Source organism: Pseudomonas sp. NY15354, assembly GCF_048068075.1.
Classification (GTDB): Bacteria; Pseudomonadota; Gammaproteobacteria; order Pseudomonadales; family Pseudomonadaceae; genus Aquipseudomonas; species Aquipseudomonas guariconensis_C.
The window spans coordinates 208223-231129 of sequence record NZ_JBLUPV010000002.1; the positions used below are offsets into that span (position 1 = coordinate 208223).

The 22907-nt window shown below is 63.5% G+C and carries 23 protein-coding genes; 15 read left to right on the plus strand and 8 right to left on the minus strand.

Annotated features, from left to right (window positions below; translation table 11 throughout):
• The first annotated feature begins 43 nt into the window (after positions 1-43).
• The 5 genes from ACNFCH_RS02845 (at position 44) to ACNFCH_RS02865 (ending at position 5740) form a co-directional block, all read left to right on the plus strand.
• A complete protein-coding gene (locus ACNFCH_RS02845) occupies positions 44-421 on the plus strand; it encodes a gamma-butyrobetaine hydroxylase-like domain-containing protein (RefSeq protein ID WP_070090577.1) in 378 nt (125 codons plus the stop codon).
• 351 nt (positions 422-772) lie between these two features.
• Positions 773-2452, plus strand: a complete 1680-nt coding sequence (gene phaC, locus ACNFCH_RS02850; RefSeq protein WP_337156790.1) for a class II poly(R)-hydroxyalkanoic acid synthase — start codon at positions 773-775, stop codon at positions 2450-2452.
• A gap of 60 nt (positions 2453-2512) precedes the next feature.
• Complete coding sequence (gene phaZ / locus ACNFCH_RS02855) at positions 2513-3370, plus strand: poly(3-hydroxyalkanoate) depolymerase (RefSeq protein WP_043207169.1); 858 nt, start codon at positions 2513-2515, stop codon at positions 3368-3370.
• A gap of 68 nt (positions 3371-3438) precedes the next feature.
• On the plus strand, positions 3439-5121 hold the full coding sequence (gene phaC / locus ACNFCH_RS02860; protein ID WP_416742202.1) for a class II poly(R)-hydroxyalkanoic acid synthase: 1683 nt from the start codon (positions 3439-3441) through the stop codon (positions 5119-5121).
• 4 nt (positions 5122-5125) lie between these two features.
• Positions 5126-5740, plus strand: coding sequence for a TetR/AcrR family transcriptional regulator (locus ACNFCH_RS02865; RefSeq protein WP_337156792.1), 615 nt, complete (start codon positions 5126-5128; stop codon positions 5738-5740).
• 173 nt (positions 5741-5913) lie between these two features.
• On the opposite strand, the gene ACNFCH_RS02870 is transcribed toward ACNFCH_RS02865, so the two are convergent.
• The 3 genes from ACNFCH_RS02870 to ACNFCH_RS02880 all read right to left on the minus strand — a co-directional run bounded on the left by ACNFCH_RS02870 (position 5914) and on the right by ACNFCH_RS02880 (position 7593).
• Positions 5914-6705 (minus strand): phasin family protein, encoded by a 792-nt coding sequence (locus tag ACNFCH_RS02870; RefSeq protein WP_337156793.1) that lies wholly within the window; start codon positions 6703-6705, stop codon positions 5914-5916.
• Positions 6706-6715: 10 nt separating this feature from the next.
• Complete coding sequence (locus tag ACNFCH_RS02875) at positions 6716-7138, minus strand: phasin family protein (RefSeq protein ID WP_337156794.1); 423 nt, start codon at positions 7136-7138, stop codon at positions 6716-6718.
• Between the two features lie 179 nt (positions 7139-7317).
• Entirely contained in the window at positions 7318-7593 is a 276-nt protein-coding gene (locus ACNFCH_RS02880; protein ID WP_196162482.1) for a polyhydroxyalkanoic acid system family protein, read from the minus strand.
• A 124-nt stretch (positions 7594-7717) separates the two neighbouring features.
• On the opposite strand from ACNFCH_RS02880, the gene ubiE reads away from it, so the two are divergent.
• From ubiE to ACNFCH_RS02930, 10 genes are all read left to right on the plus strand, one after another.
• A complete protein-coding gene (gene ubiE, locus ACNFCH_RS02885; RefSeq protein WP_043207154.1) occupies positions 7718-8488 on the plus strand; it encodes a bifunctional demethylmenaquinone methyltransferase/2-methoxy-6-polyprenyl-1,4-benzoquinol methylase UbiE in 771 nt (256 codons plus the stop codon).
• Positions 8488-9111, plus strand: a complete 624-nt coding sequence (locus ACNFCH_RS02890) for a ubiquinone biosynthesis accessory factor UbiJ (protein WP_337156795.1) — start codon at positions 8488-8490, stop codon at positions 9109-9111. The genes ubiE and ACNFCH_RS02890 overlap by 1 nt, the downstream gene beginning before the upstream one ends.
• Positions 9108-10718: a ubiquinone biosynthesis regulatory protein kinase UbiB gene (gene ubiB / locus ACNFCH_RS02895; protein ID WP_070090585.1), complete on the plus strand. Its 1611-nt coding sequence runs from the start codon at positions 9108-9110 to the stop codon at positions 10716-10718. Before ACNFCH_RS02890 ends, ubiB begins: the two co-directional genes overlap by 4 nt.
• Positions 10719-10791: 73 nt before the next feature.
• Entirely contained in the window at positions 10792-11184 is a 393-nt protein-coding gene (gene hisI, locus ACNFCH_RS02900; RefSeq protein WP_027592414.1) for a phosphoribosyl-AMP cyclohydrolase, read from the plus strand.
• Position 11185: 1 nt separating this feature from the next.
• The gene (locus tag ACNFCH_RS02905) at positions 11186-11518 is read left to right on the plus strand and encodes a phosphoribosyl-ATP diphosphatase (RefSeq protein WP_196162479.1); all 333 of its coding nucleotides are present in this window, start codon (positions 11186-11188) and stop codon (positions 11516-11518) included.
• A gap of 154 nt (positions 11519-11672) precedes the next feature.
• Entirely contained in the window at positions 11673-11945 is a 273-nt protein-coding gene (locus ACNFCH_RS02910; RefSeq protein ID WP_196162478.1) for a twin-arginine translocase TatA/TatE family subunit, read from the plus strand.
• Between the two features lie 3 nt (positions 11946-11948).
• A complete protein-coding gene (gene tatB / locus ACNFCH_RS02915; RefSeq protein ID WP_337156796.1) occupies positions 11949-12329 on the plus strand; it encodes a Sec-independent protein translocase protein TatB in 381 nt (126 codons plus the stop codon).
• Positions 12326-13117, plus strand: a complete 792-nt coding sequence (gene tatC, locus ACNFCH_RS02920; protein WP_337156797.1) for a twin-arginine translocase subunit TatC — start codon at positions 12326-12328, stop codon at positions 13115-13117. The genes tatB and tatC overlap by 4 nt, the downstream gene beginning before the upstream one ends.
• Positions 13114-13821: a 16S rRNA (uracil(1498)-N(3))-methyltransferase gene (locus tag ACNFCH_RS02925; RefSeq protein ID WP_416742203.1), complete on the plus strand. Its 708-nt coding sequence runs from the start codon at positions 13114-13116 to the stop codon at positions 13819-13821. The genes tatC and ACNFCH_RS02925 overlap by 4 nt, the downstream gene beginning before the upstream one ends.
• Positions 13822-13918: 97 nt before the next feature.
• Positions 13919-15523: a HAMP domain-containing methyl-accepting chemotaxis protein gene (locus tag ACNFCH_RS02930; RefSeq protein WP_416742204.1), complete on the plus strand. Its 1605-nt coding sequence runs from the start codon at positions 13919-13921 to the stop codon at positions 15521-15523.
• 96 nt (positions 15524-15619) lie between these two features.
• On the opposite strand, the gene ACNFCH_RS02935 is transcribed toward ACNFCH_RS02930, so the two are convergent.
• The 5 genes from ACNFCH_RS02935 to ACNFCH_RS02955 form a co-directional block, all read right to left on the minus strand.
• Complete coding sequence (locus ACNFCH_RS02935; protein WP_196162672.1) at positions 15620-16354, minus strand: amino acid ABC transporter ATP-binding protein; 735 nt, start codon at positions 16352-16354, stop codon at positions 15620-15622.
• Complete coding sequence (locus ACNFCH_RS02940) at positions 16347-17309, minus strand: amino acid ABC transporter permease (RefSeq protein WP_070090592.1); 963 nt, start codon at positions 17307-17309, stop codon at positions 16347-16349. The genes ACNFCH_RS02935 and ACNFCH_RS02940 overlap by 8 nt, the downstream gene beginning before the upstream one ends.
• A gap of 79 nt (positions 17310-17388) precedes the next feature.
• Positions 17389-18186, minus strand: a complete 798-nt coding sequence (locus tag ACNFCH_RS02945) for a transporter substrate-binding domain-containing protein (protein ID WP_070090622.1) — start codon at positions 18184-18186, stop codon at positions 17389-17391.
• A 241-nt stretch (positions 18187-18427) separates the two neighbouring features.
• The gene (mdoH, locus tag ACNFCH_RS02950; RefSeq protein WP_196162473.1) at positions 18428-21001 is read right to left on the minus strand and encodes a glucans biosynthesis glucosyltransferase MdoH; all 2574 of its coding nucleotides are present in this window, start codon (positions 20999-21001) and stop codon (positions 18428-18430) included.
• Positions 20994-22715: a glucan biosynthesis protein G gene (locus ACNFCH_RS02955; protein WP_337156801.1), complete on the minus strand. Its 1722-nt coding sequence runs from the start codon at positions 22713-22715 to the stop codon at positions 20994-20996. Before ACNFCH_RS02955 ends, mdoH begins: the two co-directional genes overlap by 8 nt.
• Positions 22716-22907 lie beyond the last annotated feature (192 nt).

The following is a 22907-nucleotide window of genomic DNA, read 5'->3' on the forward strand; positions in this document are numbered from 1 at the left end:
AGAAGCTGGAAGCTTGCCTTATCAGCTCCCGAGAGATTCCCCCATGGCCCGCCTGCCCACCGCCATCAACCTGCACAAAGCCTCCAAGACCCTCAGCCTCACCTACGCCCCCGGCGAGGTCTATCACCTGCCCGCCGAGTTCCTGCGCGTGCACTCCCCCTCCGCCGAGGTCCAGGGTCACGGCAATCCGATCCTGCAGTTCGGCAAGATCAACGTCGGCCTGACGGGCCTGGAGCCTGCCGGGCAATACGCCCTGAAACTGGTCTTCGATGACGGCCACGACAGCGGTCTGTTCACCTGGGAATACCTCGAGCAGCTGTGCCTGCGCCAGGAGCAGTTGTGGGCCGAGTACCTCGATGAGTTGCACAAAGCCGGAAAATCCCGGGATCCGGCCGAATCCGTCGTCAAACTCATGCTCTAGTGCAAGACTTCCACGCTTTAGAGCGCGTTTTCTAATCTCATCTGTTTGAATGCCTTACAGACAGCTCATGCGCGAGCTGTCTTGCGCATTACATGAAAGTCGGGTAACCAATGGAGCTGGCAAGTTCCCTGCATCGCCAAACGCGCGGTCAGGGTCGGGCCGGTATGTAGAGGTCGCGAGCGAAAGCAGGCTGTCTTCACACGCAGAAAACCCCGCAGCTCATCGCCTGACGCATCCGGTCGCAGCACCGCTGTTTCTTATCACTGGTCACCCGAGCAGCAGTACCGGGCAATCGTCTGTGTACCCGCCACAGCCAACCGGTACTCGTCTCAGGACAACGGAGCGTCGTAGATGAGTAACAAGAACAACGATGAGTTGCAGCGGCAGGCCTCGGAGAACACTTTGGGCCTGAACCCGGTCATCGGCATTCGTCGCAAGGATCTGCTGACGTCGGCACGCACCGTCCTGCGCCAGACCGTTCGCCAGCCGCTGCACAGCGTCAAGCATGTGGCGCACTTCGGCCTGGAACTCAAGAACGTGCTGCTGGGCAAATCCAGCCTGCAGCCCAGTGGCGACGACCGTCGCTTCAACGACCCGGCCTGGAGTCAGAACCCGCTGTATCGCCGCTATCTGCAGACCTACCTGGCCTGGCGCAAGGAGCTGCAGGACTGGATCGGCAACAGCGACCTCTCCCCCCAGGATGTCAGCCGCGGGCAGTTCGTCCTCAACCTCATGACCGAAGCCATGGCGCCGACCAATACCCTGGCCAACCCGGCAGCGGTCAAGCGCTTCTTCGAGACCGGCGGCAAGAGCCTGCTCGATGGCCTGTCCAACCTGGCGAAGGATCTGGTCAACAACGGCGGCATGCCCAGCCAGGTGAACATGGATGCCTTCGAGGTGGGCAAGAACCTGGGGACCAGCGAAGGGGCCGTGGTGTACCGCAACGACGTGCTGGAACTGATCCAGTACAGCCCCATCACCGAGCAGGTGCACGCCCGTCCGCTGCTGATCGTGCCGCCGCAGATCAACAAGTTCTACGTCTTCGACCTGAGCCCGGAAAAGAGCCTGGCGCGCTATTGCCTGCGCTCGAACCAGCAGACCTTCATCATCAGCTGGCGCAACCCCACCAAAGCTCAACGCGAATGGGGTCTTTCGACCTACATCGATGCACTCAAGGAAGCCGTGGACGCGGTGCTGTCGATCACCGGCAGCAAGGATCTGAACATGCTCGGTGCCTGCTCCGGCGGCATCACCTGCACCGCACTGGTCGGCCACTACGCGGCGCTGGGCGAGAACAAGGTCAATGCCCTGACCCTGCTGGTCAGCGTACTGGACACCACCATGGACACCCAGGTCGCGCTGTTCGTCGACGAGCAGACCCTCGAAGCCGCCAAGCGCCACTCCTACCAGGCCGGCGTGCTAGAAGGCAGCGACATGGCCAAGGTGTTCGCGTGGATGCGCCCGAACGACCTGATCTGGAACTACTGGGTCAACAACTACCTGCTCGGCAACGAGCCGCCGATCTTCGACATTCTGTACTGGAACAACGACACCACGCGCCTGCCCGCCGCCTTCCACGGCGACCTGATCGAAATGTTCAAGAACAACCCACTGACTCGCGCCGACGCCCTGGAAGTGTCCGGCACCGCCATCGACCTCAAGAAGGTCCACTGCGACATCTACAGCGTCGCCGGCACCGCCGACCACATCACCCCGTGGCAGTCCTGCTATCGCTCGGCGCACCTGTTCGGCGGCAAGATCGAGTTCGTGCTGTCCAACAGCGGGCATATCCAGAGCATCCTCAACCCGCCCGGCAACCCAAAGGCACGCTTCATGACCGGTGAAGACCGGCCGGACGATCCGGTGGCCTGGCAGGAGAACGCGATCAAGCACGCCGACTCCTGGTGGCTACACTGGCAAGCCTGGCTGGGCGAACGCGCAGGTGAACTGAAAAAAGCGCCGCCCCGCCTGGGCAACCGCGCCTACAGCGCGGGCGAAGCGGCACCGGGCACGTACGTCCACGAACGATGAGACCTGTCGCCATGGCCGCTCGCCGGCGCCATGGCGCTTTATTGACCTAGAGTTCCGCGCATGCCGCAACCCTACATATTCAGGACAGTCGAGCTGGACAACCAGTCCATTCGCACCGCGGTCCGCCCTGGCAAGCCGCACCTGACGCCCTTGCTGATCTTCAACGGCATCGGCGCCAACCTTGAGCTGGTGTTCCCGTTCATCGAGGCGCTGGACCCGGACATCGAGGTCATCGCCTTCGATGTGCCGGGTGTCGGCGGCTCGTCCACGCCCAGCCGCCCCTACCGCTTCCCGGGCCTGGCCAAGCTGACCGCGCGCATGCTCGACTACCTCGACTATGGCCAGGTCAATGTGATCGGCGTCTCTTGGGGCGGCGCCCTGGCCCAGCAATTCGCCCACGACTACCCCGAGCGCTGCAAGAAACTGATCCTGGCCGCGACGGCCGCCGGCGCCTTCATGGTGCCGGGTAAGCCCAAGGTGCTGATGATGATGGCCAGCCCCCGGCGCTATGTGCAGCCCTCCCATGTGATCCGCATCGCCCCGCTGATCTATGGCGGTGGTTTTCGCCGCGACCCTGACCTGGCACTGCACCATGCGGCCAAAGTGCGCTCCGGCGGCAAGACCGGCTACTACTGGCAACTGTTCGCCGGCCTCGGCTGGACCAGCATCCATTGGCTGCACAAGCTCCAGCAGCCGACCTTGGTGTTGGCCGGCGATGATGATCCGCTGATCCCCCTGATCAACATGCGCCTGCTGGCCTGGCGTATCCCCAATGCACAGTTGCACATCATCGACGATGGGCATTTGTTCCTGATTACCCGGGCCGAAGCCGTGGCGCCGATCATCATGAAATTCCTCCAGCAGGAGCGTCAGCGCGCGGTCATGCACCCGCGCCCGGCCCCAGGTCCTGGCGGCTGAACCGGGCCCCACCGGTGGTGATGGTTACGCGAAACGAACGTGGATGAAGCCTTACGACGGAGTGTGGGATGAAAGACAAACCGGTAAAAGGGACGACACCGGTCCCCGCCACGAGCATCAATGTACAAAACGCGATCACCGGCCTGCGCGGGCGCGATCTGTTCTCGACGCTGCGCAATGTCGGCCGCCTTGGCCTGCGCAACCCCTTGCATACCGCCCATCACCTGCTGGCCCTGGGCGGTCAGTTGACGCGGGTGATGCTCGGCGACGCCCCCCATCAGCCCCACCCGCGCGATAGCCGCTTCAGCGACCCGACCTGGAGCCAGAATCCTTTCTACCGGCGCGGACTGCAGGCCTACCTGGCCTGGCAAAAACAGACCCGTCAGTGGATCGAGGAAAGCGCGCTGGACGATGATGACCGCGCCCGAGTGCACTTTTTGTTCAACCTGCTCAACGACGCCCTGGCGCCGAGCAACTCGCTGCTCAACCCCCTGGCGGTCAAGGAAATCTTCAATACCGGCGGCCTGAGCCTGGCCCGCGGCGTGGCGCACCTGCTCGACGACCTGCGTCATAACGACGGCCTGCCGCGCCAGGTGGACGAGCGCGCCTTCGAAGTGGGCGTGAACCTCGCCGCCACGCCGGGCGCGGTGGTGTTTCGCAACGAGCTGCTGGAGCTGATCCAGTACAAGCCGATGAGCGAAAAACAGTACGCTCGGCCGCTGGTGATCATTCCGCCGCAGATCAACAAGTACTACATCTTCGACCTGGGGCCGACCAACAGCTTCGTGCAGTACATGCTGAAGAACGGCCTGCAGGTGTTCATGGTCAGTTGGCGCAATCCCGACCCACGTCACCGCGAGTGGGGGCTGTCGAGCTATGTGGAGGCGCTGGAAGAGGCCCTCGTCGCCTGCCGCAGCATCAGCGGCAGCCGCGACCCCAATCTGATGGGGGCCTGTGCCGGTGGCCTGACCATGGCCGCCCTGCAAGGCCACTTGCAGGCCAAGGGCCAATTGCGTCGGGTACGCAGCGCCACCTACCTGGTCAGCTTGCTGGACAGCCAGTTCGACAGCCCCGCGAGCCTGTTCGCCGACGAGCAGACCATCGAGGCCTCCAAGCGCCGCTCCTACCAGCGTGGCGTACTCGATGGCGGCGAAGTGGCGCGGATCTTCGCCTGGATGCGACCCAACGACCTGATCTGGAACTACTGGATCAACAATTACCTGCTGGGCAGGACACCACCGGCCTTCGACATCCTCTACTGGAACGCCGACAACACCCGACTGCCCGCTGCATTCCATGGTGAGCTGCTGGACTTCTTCAAACTCAACCCGCTGACCTACCCGAACGGCATGCAAGTGTGCGGCACACCAATCGACCTGGCGCAGGTCACCCTGGACAGCTTCACCGTTGCCGGCAACAACGATCACATCACCCCGTGGGATGCGGTGTACCGCTCGGCGTTGCTGCTCGGAGGCAAACGCCGCTTCGTGCTGGCCAACAGCGGCCATATCCAGAGCATCATCAATTCGCCTGGCAACCCCAAGGCGCATTTCCTGGAGAACCCCAAACTGTCCAGCGACCCACGTGCATGGGTGCATGACGCCACGCGTCACGAAGGCAGCTGGTGGCCCCAGTGGCTGGAGTGGATCGGCCAGCGCTCGGGCCGCCTGAAGGCGCCCGGCACCGAGCTTGGCAACGCCAGCTACCCACCGCTGGCCCCGGCGCCGGGCAGCTATGTCAGGGCGCGCTGAAACGATGAAGACTCGCGACCGTATCCTCGAATGCGCCCTGCAATTGTTCAACCGCCAGGGCGAACCCAACGTCTCGACCCTGGAGATCGCCAACGAACTGGGCATCAGCCCAGGCAACCTCTATTACCACTTCCATGGCAAGGAGCCGCTGGTGCTGGGGTTGTTCGAGCGCTTCGAGGAAGCGCTCATGCCGCTGCTCGACCCGCCTCTGGGGGTGCGCCTGGACGCTGAGGATTACTGGCTGTTCCTGCACCTGATCGTCGAGCACATGGCCCAGTACCGCTTTCTGTTCCAGGACCTGTCGAACCTGACCGGGCGCCTACCGAAACTGGCCCGCGGCATGCGCAGCCTGATCAACGCCCTCAAGCGCACCCTCGCGGCCCTGCTGGCGAGCCTAAAGAGTCAAGGCCTTGTGATCAGCGAGATGCAGGCGTTGGGACAACTGGTGGAACAGATCACCCTGACCTTGATGTTCTCGCTCGATTACCAGCGAGTGCTCGGCCGTGAAGGGGACGTGGGCATCGTGGTGTATCAAGTGATGATGCTGGTGGCGCCACATCTGGTGGGGCCTGCACGCGGGGCCGCGGAACAGCTGGCGGGGAAATACCTGGAGGGGTAAGACGCAGCCGCTGCGTTGGTCGGGCTGACGCATTCGCGGGTAAACCCGCTCCCACAAGGTCCAACGTTGCCCCGGCTGCCCGGGCTGACGCCATCGCAGGTCGAGCCCACTCCCACAGGGCTCTACGCTGAACCTGTGGGAGCGGGTTTACCCGCGAAAGGAGCGACGCGGTATCAGGCCTGGGTAGCGGCGTTCACCGGTGCCGATGGCGTGCTGCTGGCCGGCGCAGCGGCGGGTGCCGGAGCGGCGGTCGCAGCGGGGGCGGCACTGGCGGCGGGCGCTGCTGGCTTGGCTGCCGCGGGCTTGGCTGGTGCTTTTTTCACCGCGGGCTTCTTGGCCGCAGCGGGTTTGGCCGCAGGTTTGGCGGCAGTCGCCTTGGCAGCCGGTTTTGCCGCAGCGGTCTTCGTCGCAGGCTTGGCAGCGGCCTTGGCTACAGGCTTCGCAGCCGCCGGCTTGGCGGCCGGTTTCGCAGCCGCCGTCTTCGCCGCAGGCTTGGCAGCAGCCTTGGCCAGGGGCTTGGCGGCGGTCTTGCTGGCGGCAGCCTTCGACACAGGCGTCACCGAAGCACCGGTGAGTTTCTCGATCTGCTTGGTGAGGCTATCGACCTGCTGGTGCAAAGCCTTGATCTCGTTGCGGCTCGGTACGCCCAGGCGCGAGATGGCACTGTTGAGACGTTTGTCGAACGCTTCCTCCAGTTCGCTCCACTTGCCCAGCGCGCGCTCTTTCACGTCGGAGACGCGTGAAGAGGTGGACGACTTGGCGCTCTCCTTCACGTCGTCGACATTCTTCTTGGCTTGTTTTTCGGCCTTTTCACCATCCTTGACCAACGACTCGAACAGCTTCGGGCCGTCCTGGTCGATCTTGGAATAGATACCCAGGCCAGCCAGCCAGATCTTGCGGGAGTACTTCTCGATCCCGCCGACCCAGGAGCTGCCTTCTTTCTCGGTGTTCTTCTTGCCAGCCATCCTGCTCTCCTTATGGTTTGCGCGCGACACGCTCGAGCAACTCGGTCAGCTGTTCGAGTTTGATGGACAACGCTTCAACGTCATGTTTAGACGGAATGCCGAGGCGATTCAAGGCACGGGCGACCCGTGCATCGAAAGCTTTTTCGATCTTGTCGAGTTGAACCTCGACCTTGCCCCGTACACGGCTCACCTGCTCGGTCGCTTCGTCGAGCTGGTTATTGGCGGCATCGAGCTGTTGATCGACGCGTTTCTTGCCACGCTTCTCGACGCCTTCGCCGGCCTTGACCAGCTCCTTGAGGTACTCCGAGCCCTCCTGGCCGACGCGGGCATAGGCACCCAGGCCTGCCAGCCAGATCTTGCGCGCGTAACCGCGCACCTCGCCCAGGGTGCTGCCCGGGGCGTCGTCTTTTTTCTTCAGATTCACTTTGGCCATGCTCTGCACCTCACTCACGTGTGGGAATGGAGGAACTGCCCATGGAATGCGGGCTTGAGCATAAGGTAGGGAGGAAAATTAGAATTCTCACCCTAAGAGCAGCTGCAAGCAAAAGCAAAAGAACCGTGCACGGCTCTGCTTTTCTCTTGCAGCTTGAAACATGCAGCTCGGAGCGGGCGTCAGGCCAGGGCCTTGTCCAGTGCCCGCTCGATCTCACCCTTGATGGTGCCGCTCATCATCGACAGCATCATGCCCAGCTTGAGCTCCACGCGGATGGTGTCCTCGCCGATGTGCACGCTGCCGTTGGCGCCGCTGCGCGACACATCGACGCGGTCGCCCTGCCAGTTGGCCTTGAGGTCGTATTCGCGGGTCAGCCGCTCTACCAGTGCCTCGGCCTTGGCGCGGGCAGCCTCACGGCCGAGGGAGTGTTTGCGTTCAACGCTGATCTGGGTCATGCGGGTAATCCTGGATATCAACACAATGAAGCCATTATGCCCGCGCCCATCCAACGGAGCACCCCGCCAAGACAAATCCGCCCGTTGCCCCTAGAATGGCCGTAATTTTTTCCGGTGAAGCGATATGAACGACCAGCGCAAAGGCGACCACGCCGAACCCACCACCCATTTCGGCTACCAAAACGTCCCTGAGAGCCAGAAGGCCAAGAAAGTCGCCGAGGTTTTCCACTCGGTGGCCGCCAAGTACGACCTGATGAACGATGTGCTCTCCGGCGGCATGCACCGCCTGTGGAAGCGCTTCACCATCGAGCTGTCGGGCGTTCGCAGCGGCAACCGGGTGCTGGACATCGCAGGTGGCACGGGCGATCTGGCCGCCAAGTTTTCGCGCCTGGTAGGCCCCACCGGGCAGGTGGTGCTCGCCGACATCAACGAGTCGATGCTCAAGGTGGGCCGTGACCGCCTGCTCGACCGCGGCGTGGCCGGCAACATCGAGTTCGTCCAGGCCGACGCCGAGAAGCTGCCGTTCCCGGACAACCACTTCGACTGCGTGACCATCGCCTTTGGCCTGCGCAACGTCACCCACAAGGACGAAGCCATCCGCTCGATGCTGCGCGTGCTCAAGCCGGGCGGCCGCCTGCTGGTGCTGGAGTTCTCCAAGCCGACCAACAAGCTGATGTCCAAGGCCTACGACGCCTACTCGTTCGCCTTCATGCCACTGGCCGGCAAGCTGATCACCAACGATTCGGAAAGCTACCGTTACCTGGCTGAATCGATCCGCATGCACCCCGACCAGGAAACCCTCAAGGCCATGATGGTCGAGGCCGGTTTCGACCGCGTCACCTACCACAACATGACCAGCGGCATCGTCGCCGTGCACCGGGGAATCAAGCCCTGATGTTCCTGGCCGGCCTGCTCGCCAGCGTCGAGCATGGGCTCAACCGGGTCCTGCGCATGGACAGCACGGCCTTGCCGCGCCTGGCCGCGCTCGAAGGCAAGGTGATCGAGATCGATTGCCGCCAGCCGGCCTTGCAGTTGTACATCCTGCCCGACGAAGAAGGCCTGATGCTCGCCGCCCACTGGGAAGGCGAGGTCGATTGCAGTCTGCGCGCCCCAGCCGGCAGCTTGGCCCAACTGGCCTTTGCCAAGGACAAGAACGCCGTGCTGCACAGCCCGCAGGTCGAGTTGCATGGCGACAGCGCCGTGCTGCTGGACCTGGTCGGTGTGCTCCAGGACCTAGAGCTGGACTGGGAGTACGAGCTCTCGCGCTGGCTGGGGCCGGTGGCCACCGCCCTGGTCGCCGGGCACCTGCGCCTGCGCGCCCGCTGGACCCGCCAGGGCCTCTCACGCTTCAGCCAGAACCTCTCCGAGTACTTGGCCGAGGAATCCCGCACCCTGGTCGGCCGGCGCGAAGCCGAAGCGGCCTTCAGTGAGCTCGATGCCCTGAAAGTCGATATTGAACGCCTCGAGGCGCGCCTGCGCCGCCTCGCCCGATCCCTTGATACCAGCGATAACGCATGAAGCTGCTCGCCGTCCGCCGTCTGTTGCGCATCCAGCGCGTCGTGATCCGCTACCGCCTCGATGACCTGCTGTTCGACCTCCCCCTGCCCTGGTGGCTGATGAGCCTGCGCGCCCTGCTGCCCTGGCGTTGGTTCCCGCGCAAGCCGTCCGAGCTCAGCCGGGGCGCGCGTCTGCGCATGGCCTTGCAGGACCTGGGGCCGATCTTCATCAAGTTCGGCCAATTGCTGTCTACCCGCCGCGACCTGCTGCCCACCGACATCGCCGATGAGCTGATGCTGCTGCAGGACCGCGTGCCGCCGTTCGACCCCAAGCACGCGGTGGCCTTGATCGAGGAGCAGCTCGGCGCCAAGGTCAGCGAAGTGTTCAGCCGTTTCGACGTCGAGCCCCTGGCCTCGGCGTCGGTGGCCCAGGTGCATGCCGCGCGCCTCAAGAGTGGCGAAGAGGTCGTGGTGAAGGTCGTGCGTCCAGGCCTCAAGCCGGTGATCGCCCAGGACCTGGCCTGGTTGTTCCTGATCGCCAAGGGCGCCGAGCGGGTTTCCGCCGACGCCCGCCGCCTGCACCCGGTGGAAGTGGTCAGCGACTACGAAAAAACCATCTTCGACGAGCTCGACCTGCTGCGCGAAGCGGCCAACGCCAGCCAGTTGCGTCGCAACTTCGAAGGTTCGGAGCTGATGTACGTACCCCAGGTGTACTGGGACTGGTGCCGCCCCAAGGTACTGGTGATGGAGCGCATCTATGGTGTGCCGGTCACCGACCTTGCCACCCTGGCCGACCAGCGCACCGACATGAAGCTGCTCGCCGAGCGTGGCGTGGAGATCTTCTTCACCCAGGTGTTCCGCGATAGCTTCTTCCACGCCGACATGCACCCGGGAAACATCTTCGTCAGCACGGTCAAGCCCTGGAGCCCGCAGTACATCGCCATCGACTGCGGCATCGTCGGCAGCCTCACCTCCGAAGACCAGGACTACCTGGCGCGCAACCTGATCGCCTTCTTCAAGCGTGACTACCGGCGCGTCGCCCAGTTGCACATCGATTCGGGCTGGGTGCCGGCGCAGACCAAGGTCAACGAGTTCGAGGCGGCGATCCGTACCGTGTGCGAGCCGATCTTCGAGAAACCGCTCAAGGACATCTCCTTCGGCCAGGTGCTGATGCGCCTGTTCCAGACCGCCCGGCGCTTCAACATGGAAGTCCAGCCGCAGCTGGTCCTGCTGCAGAAGACCTTGCTCAACATCGAAGGCCTGGGCCGCCAGCTCTATCCCGACCTGGACCTGTGGAGCACCGCCAAGCCGTACCTGGAGCGCTGGATGCGTGATCGCATGAGCCCCAAGGCGGTATTCGGCAACCTGCAAAGCCAGGTGGAACAACTGCCGCACCTGGCCGACATGACCCGCGACCTGCTCGAGCGCCTGTCGCAACCGCACCTGAACGATCCACAACTGCCGGAGCGCCGTCGCCAGGGCGATCGCTGGGCTCTGCGCCTGCTCGGGGCCGGCCTGCTCGGCGGTGGCGCCACCCTGGCGGCCGGGGCTGTCAGCCTCAGTGCGCCGGCAGCCTGGCCGGCCTGGCTGATGCTGGCGGCCGGGCTCTACCTGATCGTACGCCAATAGCCAGCCGCGCGGCTGGCTGGCACACTAGCGCAAAGGGCCCGACACAGGCGCGGGTCCGGATTTGGAGTCGACGATGAAAGACTGGCTGGACGAGATCAAGTGGAACAGCGATGGCCTGGTGCCAGCGATCGCCCAGGACCACAAGACCGGACGCGTATTGATGATGGCCTGGATGAACCGCGAATCCCTGGCCCTGACCGCCGCCGAACAACGCGCCATCTACTGGTCGCGCTCGCGTGGCAAACTGTGGCGCAAGGGCGAGGAGTCCGGCCATGTGCAGAAGCTGCATGAGATGCGCCTGGACTGCGATGCCGACGTGATCATCCTGATGGTCGAGCAACTGGGTCATATCGCCTGCCACACCGGCCGCGAGAGCTGCTTCTATCGCGTCTTCGAAGACGGCCAGTGGAAAACCGTCGACCCGGTCCTCAAGGATCCGGATGCCATCTACAGCGCAGGACACTGACATGAGCGACACCCTCAACCGCCTCGCCGAAGTACTCGAGCAACGCAAGCAAGCGGCGCCGGACAGCTCCTACGTGGCCAGCCTGTATCACAAGGGTCTGAACAAGATCCTCGAGAAACTTGGCGAAGAGTCCGTCGAAACCATCATCGCCGCCAAGGATGCCGCCATCAGCAAGGATTGCAGCGATGTCATCTACGAAACAGCCGACCTGTGGTTTCATAGCCTGGTGATGCTCAGCGCGCTGGGCCAGCACCCACAGGCCGTGCTCGATGAGCTGGAGCGCCGCTTCGGTCTTTCCGGGCATGACGAGAAGGCCGCACGCCAGCCTTCCTGATGTATTCCCTGGGCGCAGCGCGCCCCTGTGGGAGCGGGTTTACCCGCGAAGAATGCAACGCGGTGTAGGGCATCGACTTCTCCGGTGAACCCACTCTCACAGGGACCGCGCTGCCAGAAAAATTCGCTGTACCTGTAAATTTCAGGAGTACGAAATGGGCATTTTTGACTGGAAACACTGGATCGTCCTGCTGGTTGTCGTGATCCTGGTCTTCGGCACCAAAAAGCTGAAGAACCTGGGCAGCGACCTGGGCGAATCGATCAAGGGCTTCCGCAAGGCCATGAACGAGGAAGAAAACAAGCCGGCCGAGCAGACCCCGCCGCCAGTCCAGCCTGCCGCGCCCGTGCAGAACACCGCCCAGCAGCCCCAGGGCCAGACCATCGAAGGCCAGGCCCAGCCGGTCCAAGAGCCGCAGCGGAAAGACTGACCCATGTTCGGCATCAGCTTCAGCGAGCTGTTGCTCGTCGGCCTGGTCGCCCTGCTGGTGCTCGGTCCCGAGCGCCTGCCCGGCGCCGCGCGTACCGCAGGCCTGTGGATCGGTCGGCTCAAGCGCAGCTTCAACGCCATCAAGACGGAAGTCGAGCGCGAGATCGGTGCCGATGAAATCCGCCGCCAGCTGCACAACGAGCAGATCCTGCAGATGGAGGAACAGGCCAAGCGCATCCTCGACCCGACCAGGCCTGCCACGCCGTCCATCGGCAGCAGCGAAACACCGGCGGCGCCCACCGTGCCCCCTGCAGCCCCTGGCAGCAGCGCCCCGGTATCCCCAGCCGCCCCCACTGAGCCGCCGCAGCCGCCACGAGCCCCATGAGCGATAGACCGGAACACGACCAGCCGATGCCGCTGGTCTCGCACCTGACCGAACTGCGCACCCGCCTGCTGCGCTGCGTAGCCGCCATCTTCCTGATCTTCGCCGGGCTGTTCTCCTTTGCCCAGCAGATCTACACCCTGGTCTCGGCCCCCCTGCGCTCGCACTTGCCGGCCAATGCGACGATGATCGCCACCGATGTGGCGTCGCCGTTCCTGACGCCGTTCAAGCTGACGATGATCGTCTCGCTGTTCCTGGCCATCCCGTTCATCCTCCAGCAGATCTGGGGCTTCATCGCACCTGGGCTGTACCGCCACGAAAAGCGCATCGCCATTCCATTGCTGGTTTCGAGCATCATCCTGTTCTATGCCGGCATGGCGTTCGCCTATTTCCTGGTGTTCCCGCTGATCTTCGGTTTCTTCGCCAGCGCAACGCCTGAGGGCGTGTCCATGATGACGGACATCTCCAGTTACCTGGACTTCGTCATGACCCTGTTCTTCGCCTTCGGCGTCGCCTTCGAGATCCCGGTGGCGGTGGTACTGTTGGTGTGGATCGGCGTGGTCGACGTGCAGTACCTGAAGAAGATCCGCCCCTACGTCATCATCGGCTGCTTCGTGGTCGGCATGATTCTGACCCCACCGGACATCTTCTCCCAGACCCTGCTCGCCGTGCCCATGTGGATGCTGTTCGAGGTCGGCGTGCTGTGCGGCAGCCTGATCCGCAAGCGCAGCCATGACGAAGAAGCGGCCTCGGATGACCACAACGATCAACCGCCAGCGACCCAACCGTGAACCTGCTGTTACTTGAAGAGGCCGATTTCATCGCGGCCGACCGCGTAGTGCTGGCCGACCGGCGCTTCACCCACATGCAGGAGATCCATGGCGTCGAAGTGGGCGATTCCCTGCGCGTCGGTCAGGTCAATGGCTTGATGGGCAAGGCCACGGTGCTGCGCCTGGCGAGCCACGAGGCCGAGCTACAGGTGGCCTTCGACCAGCCGCCACCGGCCAAGCTGCCGCTGACCCTGGTGCTGGCCGTGCCACGCCCGAAAATGCTCCGTCGCCTGTTCCAGACCGTCGCCACCCTGGGAGTGCCTCGGCTGATCCTGGTCAACAGTTACAAGGTCGAGAAGAGCTTCTGGCAGACCCCCTTCCTGAACCCCGAGACGATTCGCGAGAACCTCATCCTGGGCCTTGAGCAGGCACGCGACACCGTGCTGCCCGAGGTCATCATCGAGAAGCGGTTCAAGCCCTTCGTCGAAGACCGTCTGCCCGCCATCGCGGCCGGGACCCTTGGCCTGGTCGCTCATCCAGGCCCCTACCCGGCCTGCCCACGCGCCGTGGAGTCGCCAGTGACCCTGGCCATCGGCCCGGAAGGCGGGTGGATCCCCTACGAAGTCGACCTGCTGGGCAAAGCAGGCCTGGCGCCGGTACAACTGGGCGATCGTATCCTGCGCGTAGAGACCGCCGTGACGGCGTTGCTGTCGCGAATTTTCTGACGAGCGGGTCAAGCACCGCCCATCAAGTTTCCCCCGGGCAAGCCGATGGCCTTGGAAGCATGACAAAAATGCTACCAAGCTACCGGGGGAGTGAAGCATGTATCGATGGTTTGCCCAGTCTCTGGGGAACATGAGCGTCAATCGCAAGTTGGGCTTTGGCTTCGGCCTGGTGTTGCTGCTGACCCTGGCGATCACCGCCACGGGTTGGACCGGCATCGACAATGTCACCCACCGTGGCGACAAGCTGGGCAATATCTCACTGATCTACCAGACCACCCAGGATCTGCGCATAGCTCGCCTGAGCTATACGACCCGCCACGATCAAGCCTCGCTCACCGAGCTGGACACGACCCTGAACAAGCTCGAGCAGCAAGTGCAATCGATGCTTGGGCAGATCGAACAGCCTGTCGACCACCAGCGCCTGCAACAGCAACTGGAGGCGGTACGCCAATACCGTCAAGGCTTCGAGCAGCTCAAGCAAGCCGACCAGCGCCGCTCGACGCAACCTGACAGCGCACAAACCGCCAGCGAACAGGCCCTGCAGCACATGGCCGCGCAAGGCACTGTGCTGCTGGATTCCAGCGAGGCGATGACCGTCTCGCAAACCAAGGTCCGTGACGAAGGCACCCGCCAAGCCAAGCGCATGCTGGCCGGCGCCACCGCCTTGGCGCTGCTGCTTGGCCTGCTGGCAGCCTGGACCATCACTCGCCAGATCATCGTGCCGCTGCGCCAGACCCTCGCCGCCGCCGAGCGTGTGGCCAATGGCGACCTCAGCCAAAACGATCAACCGATCGAACGCCATGACGAGCTGGGGCAATTGCAAGCCAGCATGCAGCGCATGAACCAAGGCCTGCGCACGCTGATCAGCGGCATCGGCGACGGCGTTACCCAGATCGCCAGCGCGGCAGAGGAGCTGTCGGCGGTCACCGAACAGACCAGCGCCGGGGTCAACAATCAGAAGGTCGAGACCGATCAGGTCGCCACGGCCATGAACCAGATGACTGCCACGGTGCACGAGGTCGCCCGCAGCGCCGAGCAGGCGTCTGAGGCGGCGCTGATGGCCGACCAGCAGGCCCGCGAAGGCGATCGCGTGGTCGGCGAGGCGATTGCCCAGATCGAGCGCTTGGCCAGCGAAGTGGTCAACTCCAGCGAGGCCATGAACCAGCTCAAGGCCGAGAGCGACAAGATCGGCAGCGTGCTGGACGTGATCAAGTCGGTGGCCCAGCAGACCAACCTGCTGGCCCTCAACGCCGCCATCGAGGCCGCCCGCGCAGGCGAAGCCGGTCGTGGCTTTGCCGTGGTCGCCGACGAGGTGCGCAGCCTCGCCCAGCGCACCCAGCAATCGACCGAGGAGATCGAGGAACTGATCGCCGCCCTGCAAAGCGGCACCCAGCGGGTCGCCGGGGTGATGGATGGCAGCCGCGCCCTGACCGACAGCAGCGTCGAGCTGACCCGTCGCGCCGGTGGTTCGTTGGAAACCATCACCCGCACCGTCTCGTCGATCCAGGCAATGAACCAGCAGATCGCCACGGCAGCGGAGCAACAGAGCGCCACGGCTGAAGAGATCAACCGCAGCGTGATGAACGTGCGCGATATTTCTGACCAGACATCGGCGGCCAGCGAAGAGACGGCAAGCTCCAGCGTCGAATTGGCGCGCCTGGGGACGCACCTTCAGGGGCTGGTAGCACGCTTCCGGCTGTAAAGCAGCTGCACGCTGCGAGCTCAAGAAAAAGCCGAACGGAGATAAGTTTCAATATCTCGGTTCGGCTTTTTCTTGCCGCTTGCAGCGTGCAGTTCCTTAAAGCACCTGACGCAGGAACGCCTGGGCGCGCAGGTCCTTGGGCGCCGCGAAGAACTGCTGGGGCGGGGAGTCTTCGAGCAACTTGCCGTGATCGAAGAACAGCACGCGATCGGCCACTTCACGGGCAAAGCCCATTTCGTGGGTCACGCAGACCATGGTCATGCCTTCCTGGGCCAAGGTCTTCATCACATCCAGCACCTCGCCGACCATTTCCGGGTCCAGCGCCGAGGTGGGTTCATCGAACAGCATGACCTTCGGCTCCATCGCCAAGGCACGGGCGATCGCCACCCGCTGCTGCTGGCCGCCAGAGAGGCGCGAGGGGTACTCGTTGGCCTTCTGGGCGATGCCGACCTTCTCCAGCAGCGCACGCGCCTTGGCTTCGCGCTCGGCCTTGCCACGCTTGCGCACCACCTTCTGGGCCAGGCACAGGTTCTCCAGCACCGTCATGTGCGGGAACAGGTTGAAATGCTGGAACACCATGCCGACTTCACGGCGATAGGCGTTGATGTCGGTCTTCGGGTCATCCAACTGCAGGCCATCGATGGAGACATGGCCATCGTCGAAATGCTCAAGGCCGTTCAGGCAACGCAAGAAGGTCGACTTACCCGAGCCCGACGGGCCGAGCACTACTACCACCTCGCCTTTGGACACGCGCGTGGTGACGTTGTCCACCGCCCGCACCACCTGGCCACGGGTGTCGAAGACTTTTACCAGATCACGGACTTCAATCACTTTGCGCAAGCCTCCGCTCGAGCCGGCTGGCAATGTGCGACAGCGGCAGATTGATCAGCAGGTACAGGCCTGCCACGCAGAACCAGATCTCGAAGGTCGAGAACGAAGTGGTGATGGCCTCACGGCCGCTCTTGGTCAGTTCGGTGATGGCGATCACCGAAACCAGCGAGGTGTCCTTGACCAGGCTGATGAACTGCCCGGCCAGCGGTGGCAGCACGCGCTTGAACGCCTGGGGCAGGATCACGTGGCGCATCGACTGGCTGGCATTGAGGCCCAGTGAGCGGGCCGCTTCGTTCTGCCCTTTGGCGATGGACTGCACGCCGGCGCGCACGATCTCGGCCACATAGGCGCCGGTGAACAACGCCAGCGCCGCCACCCCGGCGAACTCCCGGGACAGGTTGAGCACGGTGCCGATGAAGAAGTAGAAGATGAAGATCTGCACCAGCAACGGCGTGCCGCGCACCAGTTCGACATAGACGGTGGAAAGGTCGCGCAGGGTCGGGTTGTTCGACAACCGGCACAGGCCGGCGAACAGGCCGATCACCAGGCCCAAGGCACCGGACACCACCGAGATCCACAGGGTGGTCCACAGGCCCCAGGTCAGAGGGCCGATGGCCCACTGGCGCGTCACGCCGATCTGGTCGCCTTCGGCAACGTCATCGCCACGGCTCAGCATCAGGCTGTCCTTGGCGACGCTGACCACCTGCTGCCCGCCGCTTTCATCCTTGAGCGTGACACGGGCGGTGTCGCCCGAAAGCGTAATCTCTTCGACCGTGCCGTTCTCGGCGGCGCGCTGCGCCTCCTCGGCCTGGTAGGCGAAATACTGAGGGACGCGATTCCAGCGCCACTCGTAGGAAATCATCGAAGTGGCCAGATAGAGGCTGAAGGCCAGCCCCACCAGGACCAGCGCGGTCAAACCGTGCCAGGGCCACTGGGCTTTCTTGTGTTTGATCACTTGGGGTACTTCCGTAAAAGCGAACGCGCAGGGTTTGCCTGCGCGTCGGTGTGATAAAGCCGGGCTTGTGGCCTGGGCCTTATTCCATTTCCTTCAGCCAGTCTTTGTTCTTGAACCACTTGTCGTGAATACGATCGTAGGTCCCGTCGTTCTTGATCTGGTGCAGGAAGTTGTTGATGAAGTTGATGCTGTCGTAGTCGCCTTTCTTCAGGCCGAAGGCCAGCGGCTCGTAGGTGAAGGGTTCTTCGAGGAACAGCAGCTTGCCAGCGCCGGCCTTGTCGACGGCTACCACGTTGTACGGTGCGTCATAGACGAAGGCGTCAGCCTTGCCGTTGACCACGTCCATCACGCCTTCCTGCTCGTTGTCATAGCCGTGGTACTTGGCCTTGCTGATGAGCTTCTTGGAGACCATCTCGCCGGTGGTGCCAAGCTTGGAGGTGATGCGGTATTTCTCGTTGTTCAGGTCTTTGTAGGACTTGATCTCACCCGCCAGCTCCTTGCGGATCAGCAGGGTCTGGCCGACGACGATGAAGGGTTCGCTGAAGTTCAGGCGCAGGTTGCGTTCCTGGGTCAGGGTCATGCCGCTGCCGATCATGTCGAACTTGTCGGTCAGCAGGGCCGGGATGATGCCGTCATAGGCGGTGGAGACGGTTTCCAGCTTGACGCCCATGGACTTGGCCATGGCCTTGAGAATGTCCACCTCGAAGCCGATGATCTCGCCACGCTTGTTGGTCATTTCGAAGGGCATGTAGGTAGGGTCCATGCCGACCCGCAAGGTGCCGCGTTTGACGGCGTCTTCAATGGCGCCCGCCTGGGCGGCGGTGACGGCGACCAGTGCGGTGACACCGACCAGCAGTCGCGACAGGTATTTCTTCATCATTACCAAGTCCCCTAGCAAAGTGTTGCGAATTTTATTGTTGGAAAGGTCGATAGACCGATACGCAATATCGAGAGGGATGCTAACGCATGCGCGGCCTGGGACCTAGAGCCGGGGGGGACATTGTTGGCCAAAATAGAGACACAAGCCCTGATCGCAGGCTTCGTCAGTCTTCAGGTGACGGCTCCGGTGAACACTGGCGAAACCTGGAAAAGGGCCGCAAAGCGGCCCTTGGGAGGAATCAGGCGCCAACGAGCGAGGGCTGGGCCTGGTTGTCCGGATGCAGCGGCAGCAACGGCGAGTGCGGATCGTTGGTGATGGAGCTGCGCCATACCCCGATCCAGGCCTCGTTGTTCGATGCCCACACCTGCTCGTGCAGGCGCGACAGCGCCACCGGGTCGCTCAGCAGTGCCAGGCGGGTGTTGCCGTCCAGGCCCTTAGGCCCGACTTCCAGGGCCTTGGCCACACGCTCGACGCGCAGTGCCTCGATCGGCGCGGCCTGACCATGGCGAGCAGTGGCCATGGCACAGGCCAGGGCGTTCTGCCGTGGGTCGACCACCGCACGGACGAAGCCGTCGTGCAGGGCATGCCAGCGGTTCTCGTGGGTGTACTGGTCGGTCGCCAGCAGCTCCTGCGGGGTCGCGTATTCCTCAGGGATGAGGAACAGCTTCTCGTCCTTGGCCGCCAGGCCCAGGCGCGTACGGCTGGAAATCACCGACACCGGGATCGACAGCACGAGCGATCCCACGATCGGCGCCAGCCACCACAGGAAGCTTGGATTCAGCCAAGCCACCAGGGCCGCCCAGGCAATGCCCAGCAAGGTCTGCGGGCCATGGCGGCGAACGGCCTCGCTCCACGGCGTGGAGTCGTCGTCACGCTGCGGCGAGTTCCAGGTCGCCGCCCAGCCGAGAAACGCGGCCAGGACGAAGCGGGTGTGGAAGATCATTCGCACCGGCGCCAGCAGCATGGAGAACAGCATCTCGATCAGCATCGACAAGGTGACCTTGATGCGACCACCGAACGCGGTGGCGCCCTTGGCCCAGATCAGGATGACGCTGAGCAGCTTGGGCAGGAACAACAGCACGACGGTGGTGGAGAACAGCGCGATGGCCTTCTCCGGATGCCATTGTGGCCACAGCGGGTAGAGCTGGAACGGCTCGATGAAGTACTGCGGCTCCATCAGCGTGTTGGTCGCCAGCAACGCGGTCGAGAGCACCAGGAAGAAGAACCACAGCGGCGCCGACAGGTACGACATGACGCCGGTCAGGAACACCGCGCGGTGCACCGGGTGCATACCCTTGACCAGGAACAGGCGGAAGTTCATGAGGTTGCCGTGGCACCAGCGACGGTCCCGCTTGAGCTCATCGAGCAGGTTCGGCGGCAGTTCTTCGTAGCTGCCCGGCAGGTCATAGGCGATCCACACACCCCAGCCGGCACGGCGCATCAGCGCGGCTTCGACGAAGTCGTGGGAGAGGATCGCACCGGCGAACGCACCCTTGCCCGGCAATGGCGCCAGGGCGCAATGCTCGATGAAGGGCTTCATGCGGATGATCGCGTTGTGCCCCCAGTAGTGCGACTCACCCAGCTGCCAGAAGTGCAGGCCGGCGGTGAACAGCGGGCCATAGACGCGGGTGGCGAACTGCTGCAGGCGGGCGTAGAGGGTGTCCATGCCCGACGCTTTCGGCGCGGTCTGGATGATGCCGGCGTCCGGGTTGGCCTCCATCAGGCGCACCAGGCTGGTCAGGCATTCGCCGCTCATGACGCTGTCGGCGTCGAGCACGACCATGTACTTGTACTCGCCACCCCAGCGACGGCAGAAGTCGTCCAGGTTGCCGCTCTTGCGCTTCACGCGGCGACGGCGGCGGCGATAGAAGATATGGCCAAAGCCTTTGGCCTCGCGGCATACATCCAACCAGGCCTGTTGTTCGGCCACAGCGATATCGGTGTCGTTGGTGTCGCTGAGCACGAAGAAATCGAAGCGATCCAGGTCACCGGTGGCGGCCACCGACTCGAAGGTGGCGCGCAGGCCAGCGAAAACCCGTGGCACGTCCTCGTTGCAGATCGGCATGACCAGCGCGGTGCGCGCCTGGGGCGCGATCGGCTCGTTGCCGGCGCTGCTGCCGGAGATACGGTACTTGTCACGGCCGGTGAGCAGCTCGAGGAAGCCCATCAGCGCGGTCCAGAAGCCCGCCGACACCCAGCAGAACAGGATGCCGAAGAGAATGAGGATGGTCGTCTGCAGGGCATACGGCCAGACCTGAACGACCGACTCCCAGAACGACTGGGCCATGATTTCGTCGAGCGAGACGAACGACCAGCCCTGGTACGGCAGGATGCCCTTCATGTACCAGCCGGCCACGAGGGTCTGCCCGATCATCAAGGCCAGGAGAATATAGCGGCGCAAGGAGCCGACCCGGCGCCAGCGAGCCGGTGGCAGCTCGCGCTTGGGCGGTTGCGGGGCATTGGTGCGCCCGGTGAGCCGACGCCACATGCGCACCAGGATGTTGGTACGCCATGGCTCGGGGATCACACGGGTGCGCTTGATCGGCGGCGCGATCTTCAGGCACAGCCGACCGCTGCCGTCGACGCCGAGCATTTCGGCGTCTTCGAGCTCGGCGGCGCTGCCCACGGTCAGGCGCGGGCCAACCGAGGCCTGCACGGCCTCGGCGGAGTTGGCGGCCGGTTGGGCCGCCAGGCGTTGGTGCAGCTCGCTGAACGACTGGCAGCTGGCGAGTTCCGCGCGCTGCTCATCGCTCAGTGGGAGGTGGGCCAGGTACTCGCCAAGCGATTCTGGCCGTGCGCTTGAGTTACTCATCGGCAGGCAACTGATAGCTCCAGGTCTCGGTCATCACTTTTTCGGTGGTGGCCGGTGCCCCGTTGGTGGGTGCCGCATCGGCGGCAGGTTGTTCAGCCTTGGCGGCTTTCTCGGCCTTGGCGTGCTTGGCTGCGGCCTTGTCCTGCTTGCCTTCCTTGGCCGGTTTGGCCGGTTCCACCGGAACGTCACGCACCAGTGCGGCGCGCATCTCGGTGGACTTGCTCGGATCCTTGACCTTCAGTCGCAGGGTCAGGCGCCAGCCCTTGGTTTCAGGGTTATAGCGCAGGTTGTTCTCGACCACCTCGGCGTTGTCGCCAACGCTGACCTGGCTGCGCAGGGCGGTGTCTTCCGGCAGGGCAGCCAGGGCCGGGCCTTCGAAGTCGACCAGGAACGCCACGCTCCCATCGGCTTCGCGGATCAGGTTGGACTGCTTCACATCGCCAGTGGAGCGCATGGTCTTCTTGACCCAGCCCAGCTCAGGCGAGTGCAGTTGGGACTCGTTGATGGTCCAGCGCAGGCGGTACTCGAAGTCCATCGGCTTGCCTGGTTCAGGCAGCTTCTCCGGGCTCCAGAAGGCGACGATGTTGTCGTTGGTCTCGTCGGCGGTCGGGATCTCGACCAGGTCGACGGTGCCCTTGCCCCAGTCGCCACGCGGTTCTACCCAGGCGCTTGGACGCTTCTGGTAGTTGTCATCGAGGTCTTCGTAAACGCTGAACTCACGCTGGCGCTGCAGCAGGCCGAAACCACGTGGGTTCTCCACGCTGAAGCTGCTCACGGCCAGGTGCTTGGGGTTGTTCAGCGGGCGCCACAGCCATTCGCCGTTGCCCGCGTGGATCGACAGACCTTCGGAGTCATGCAGGGCTGGGCGGTAGTTGAGGACCTTGGATGGCTGGTTGGCACCGAACAGGAACATGCTGGTCAGCGGGGCAACGCCCAGGCGGCTGACATGGTCACGCAGGAAGACCTTGGACTTGACGTCCAGCAGGGTATCGCTGCCCGGACGCAGGGTCAGCTTGTAGGCGCCGGTGGAGCGTGGCGAATCCAGCAGGGCGTAGATCACCAGGTGCTTGTCGGTCGGCTTTGGCTTTTCGACCCAGAACTCGGTGAAACGCGGGAATTCCTCGCCCGACGGCAGTGCGGTGTCGATGGCCAGGCCACGGGCCGACAGGCCGTACACGTGGCCCTTGCCGACAACGCGGAAATAGCTCGCGCCAAGCAGGGTCATGATCTCGTCCTGCTTGTCGGCCTTGTTGATGGGGTAAAGCACGCGGAAACCGGCATAGCCGAGGTTTTCGACGGTCTTGGGGTCGTGGGGGACGTCACCGAACTCGAAGCGGCTCGGGTCGTACTTGATTTCCTCGACCTTGGTGGCGGTGACCTGATTGATCTTCACCGGGGTGTCGAAGTGCATGCCCTGATGATAGAAGGACAGCTTGAACGGCGTCTTGTCCTTGGCCCACTCAGCCTTGTCCTGGAGGAAGCGGATCTTCTGGTAGTCCCCGAACTTCATGTCACGGAAGACCGCTGGCAGGTTGCTCTTCGGTGCTTCGTACTTCTGACCGGCGAGATCCTTTGCCTTGGCTGCAACATCGTCAAGATTGAATGCCCAAAGCTGGCCAGCGCTCATCAGGCCAACCAGCGCGACGCCTGCCGCCAGGGCCTTGCGAAGCCGATTTCCGGGGATTCTTTGTGCAATACAGGGACTAACAATCACGAGCAACCCTCGCCGAAAACAGATCATGAAACCAACGGCCAGCGACCAATGCCGGGTTGGCGAGCACTGTTCGGACCCCGTAAGGGCGTAATGATTCCCCAAACGGTTCCAGACAGTGCTCGAGTCAGAGTGAAACGAGCCTACGAACGTAGGCTCACGCAGCGCGCGATTATCCAGCAGGGCGCGTTACAA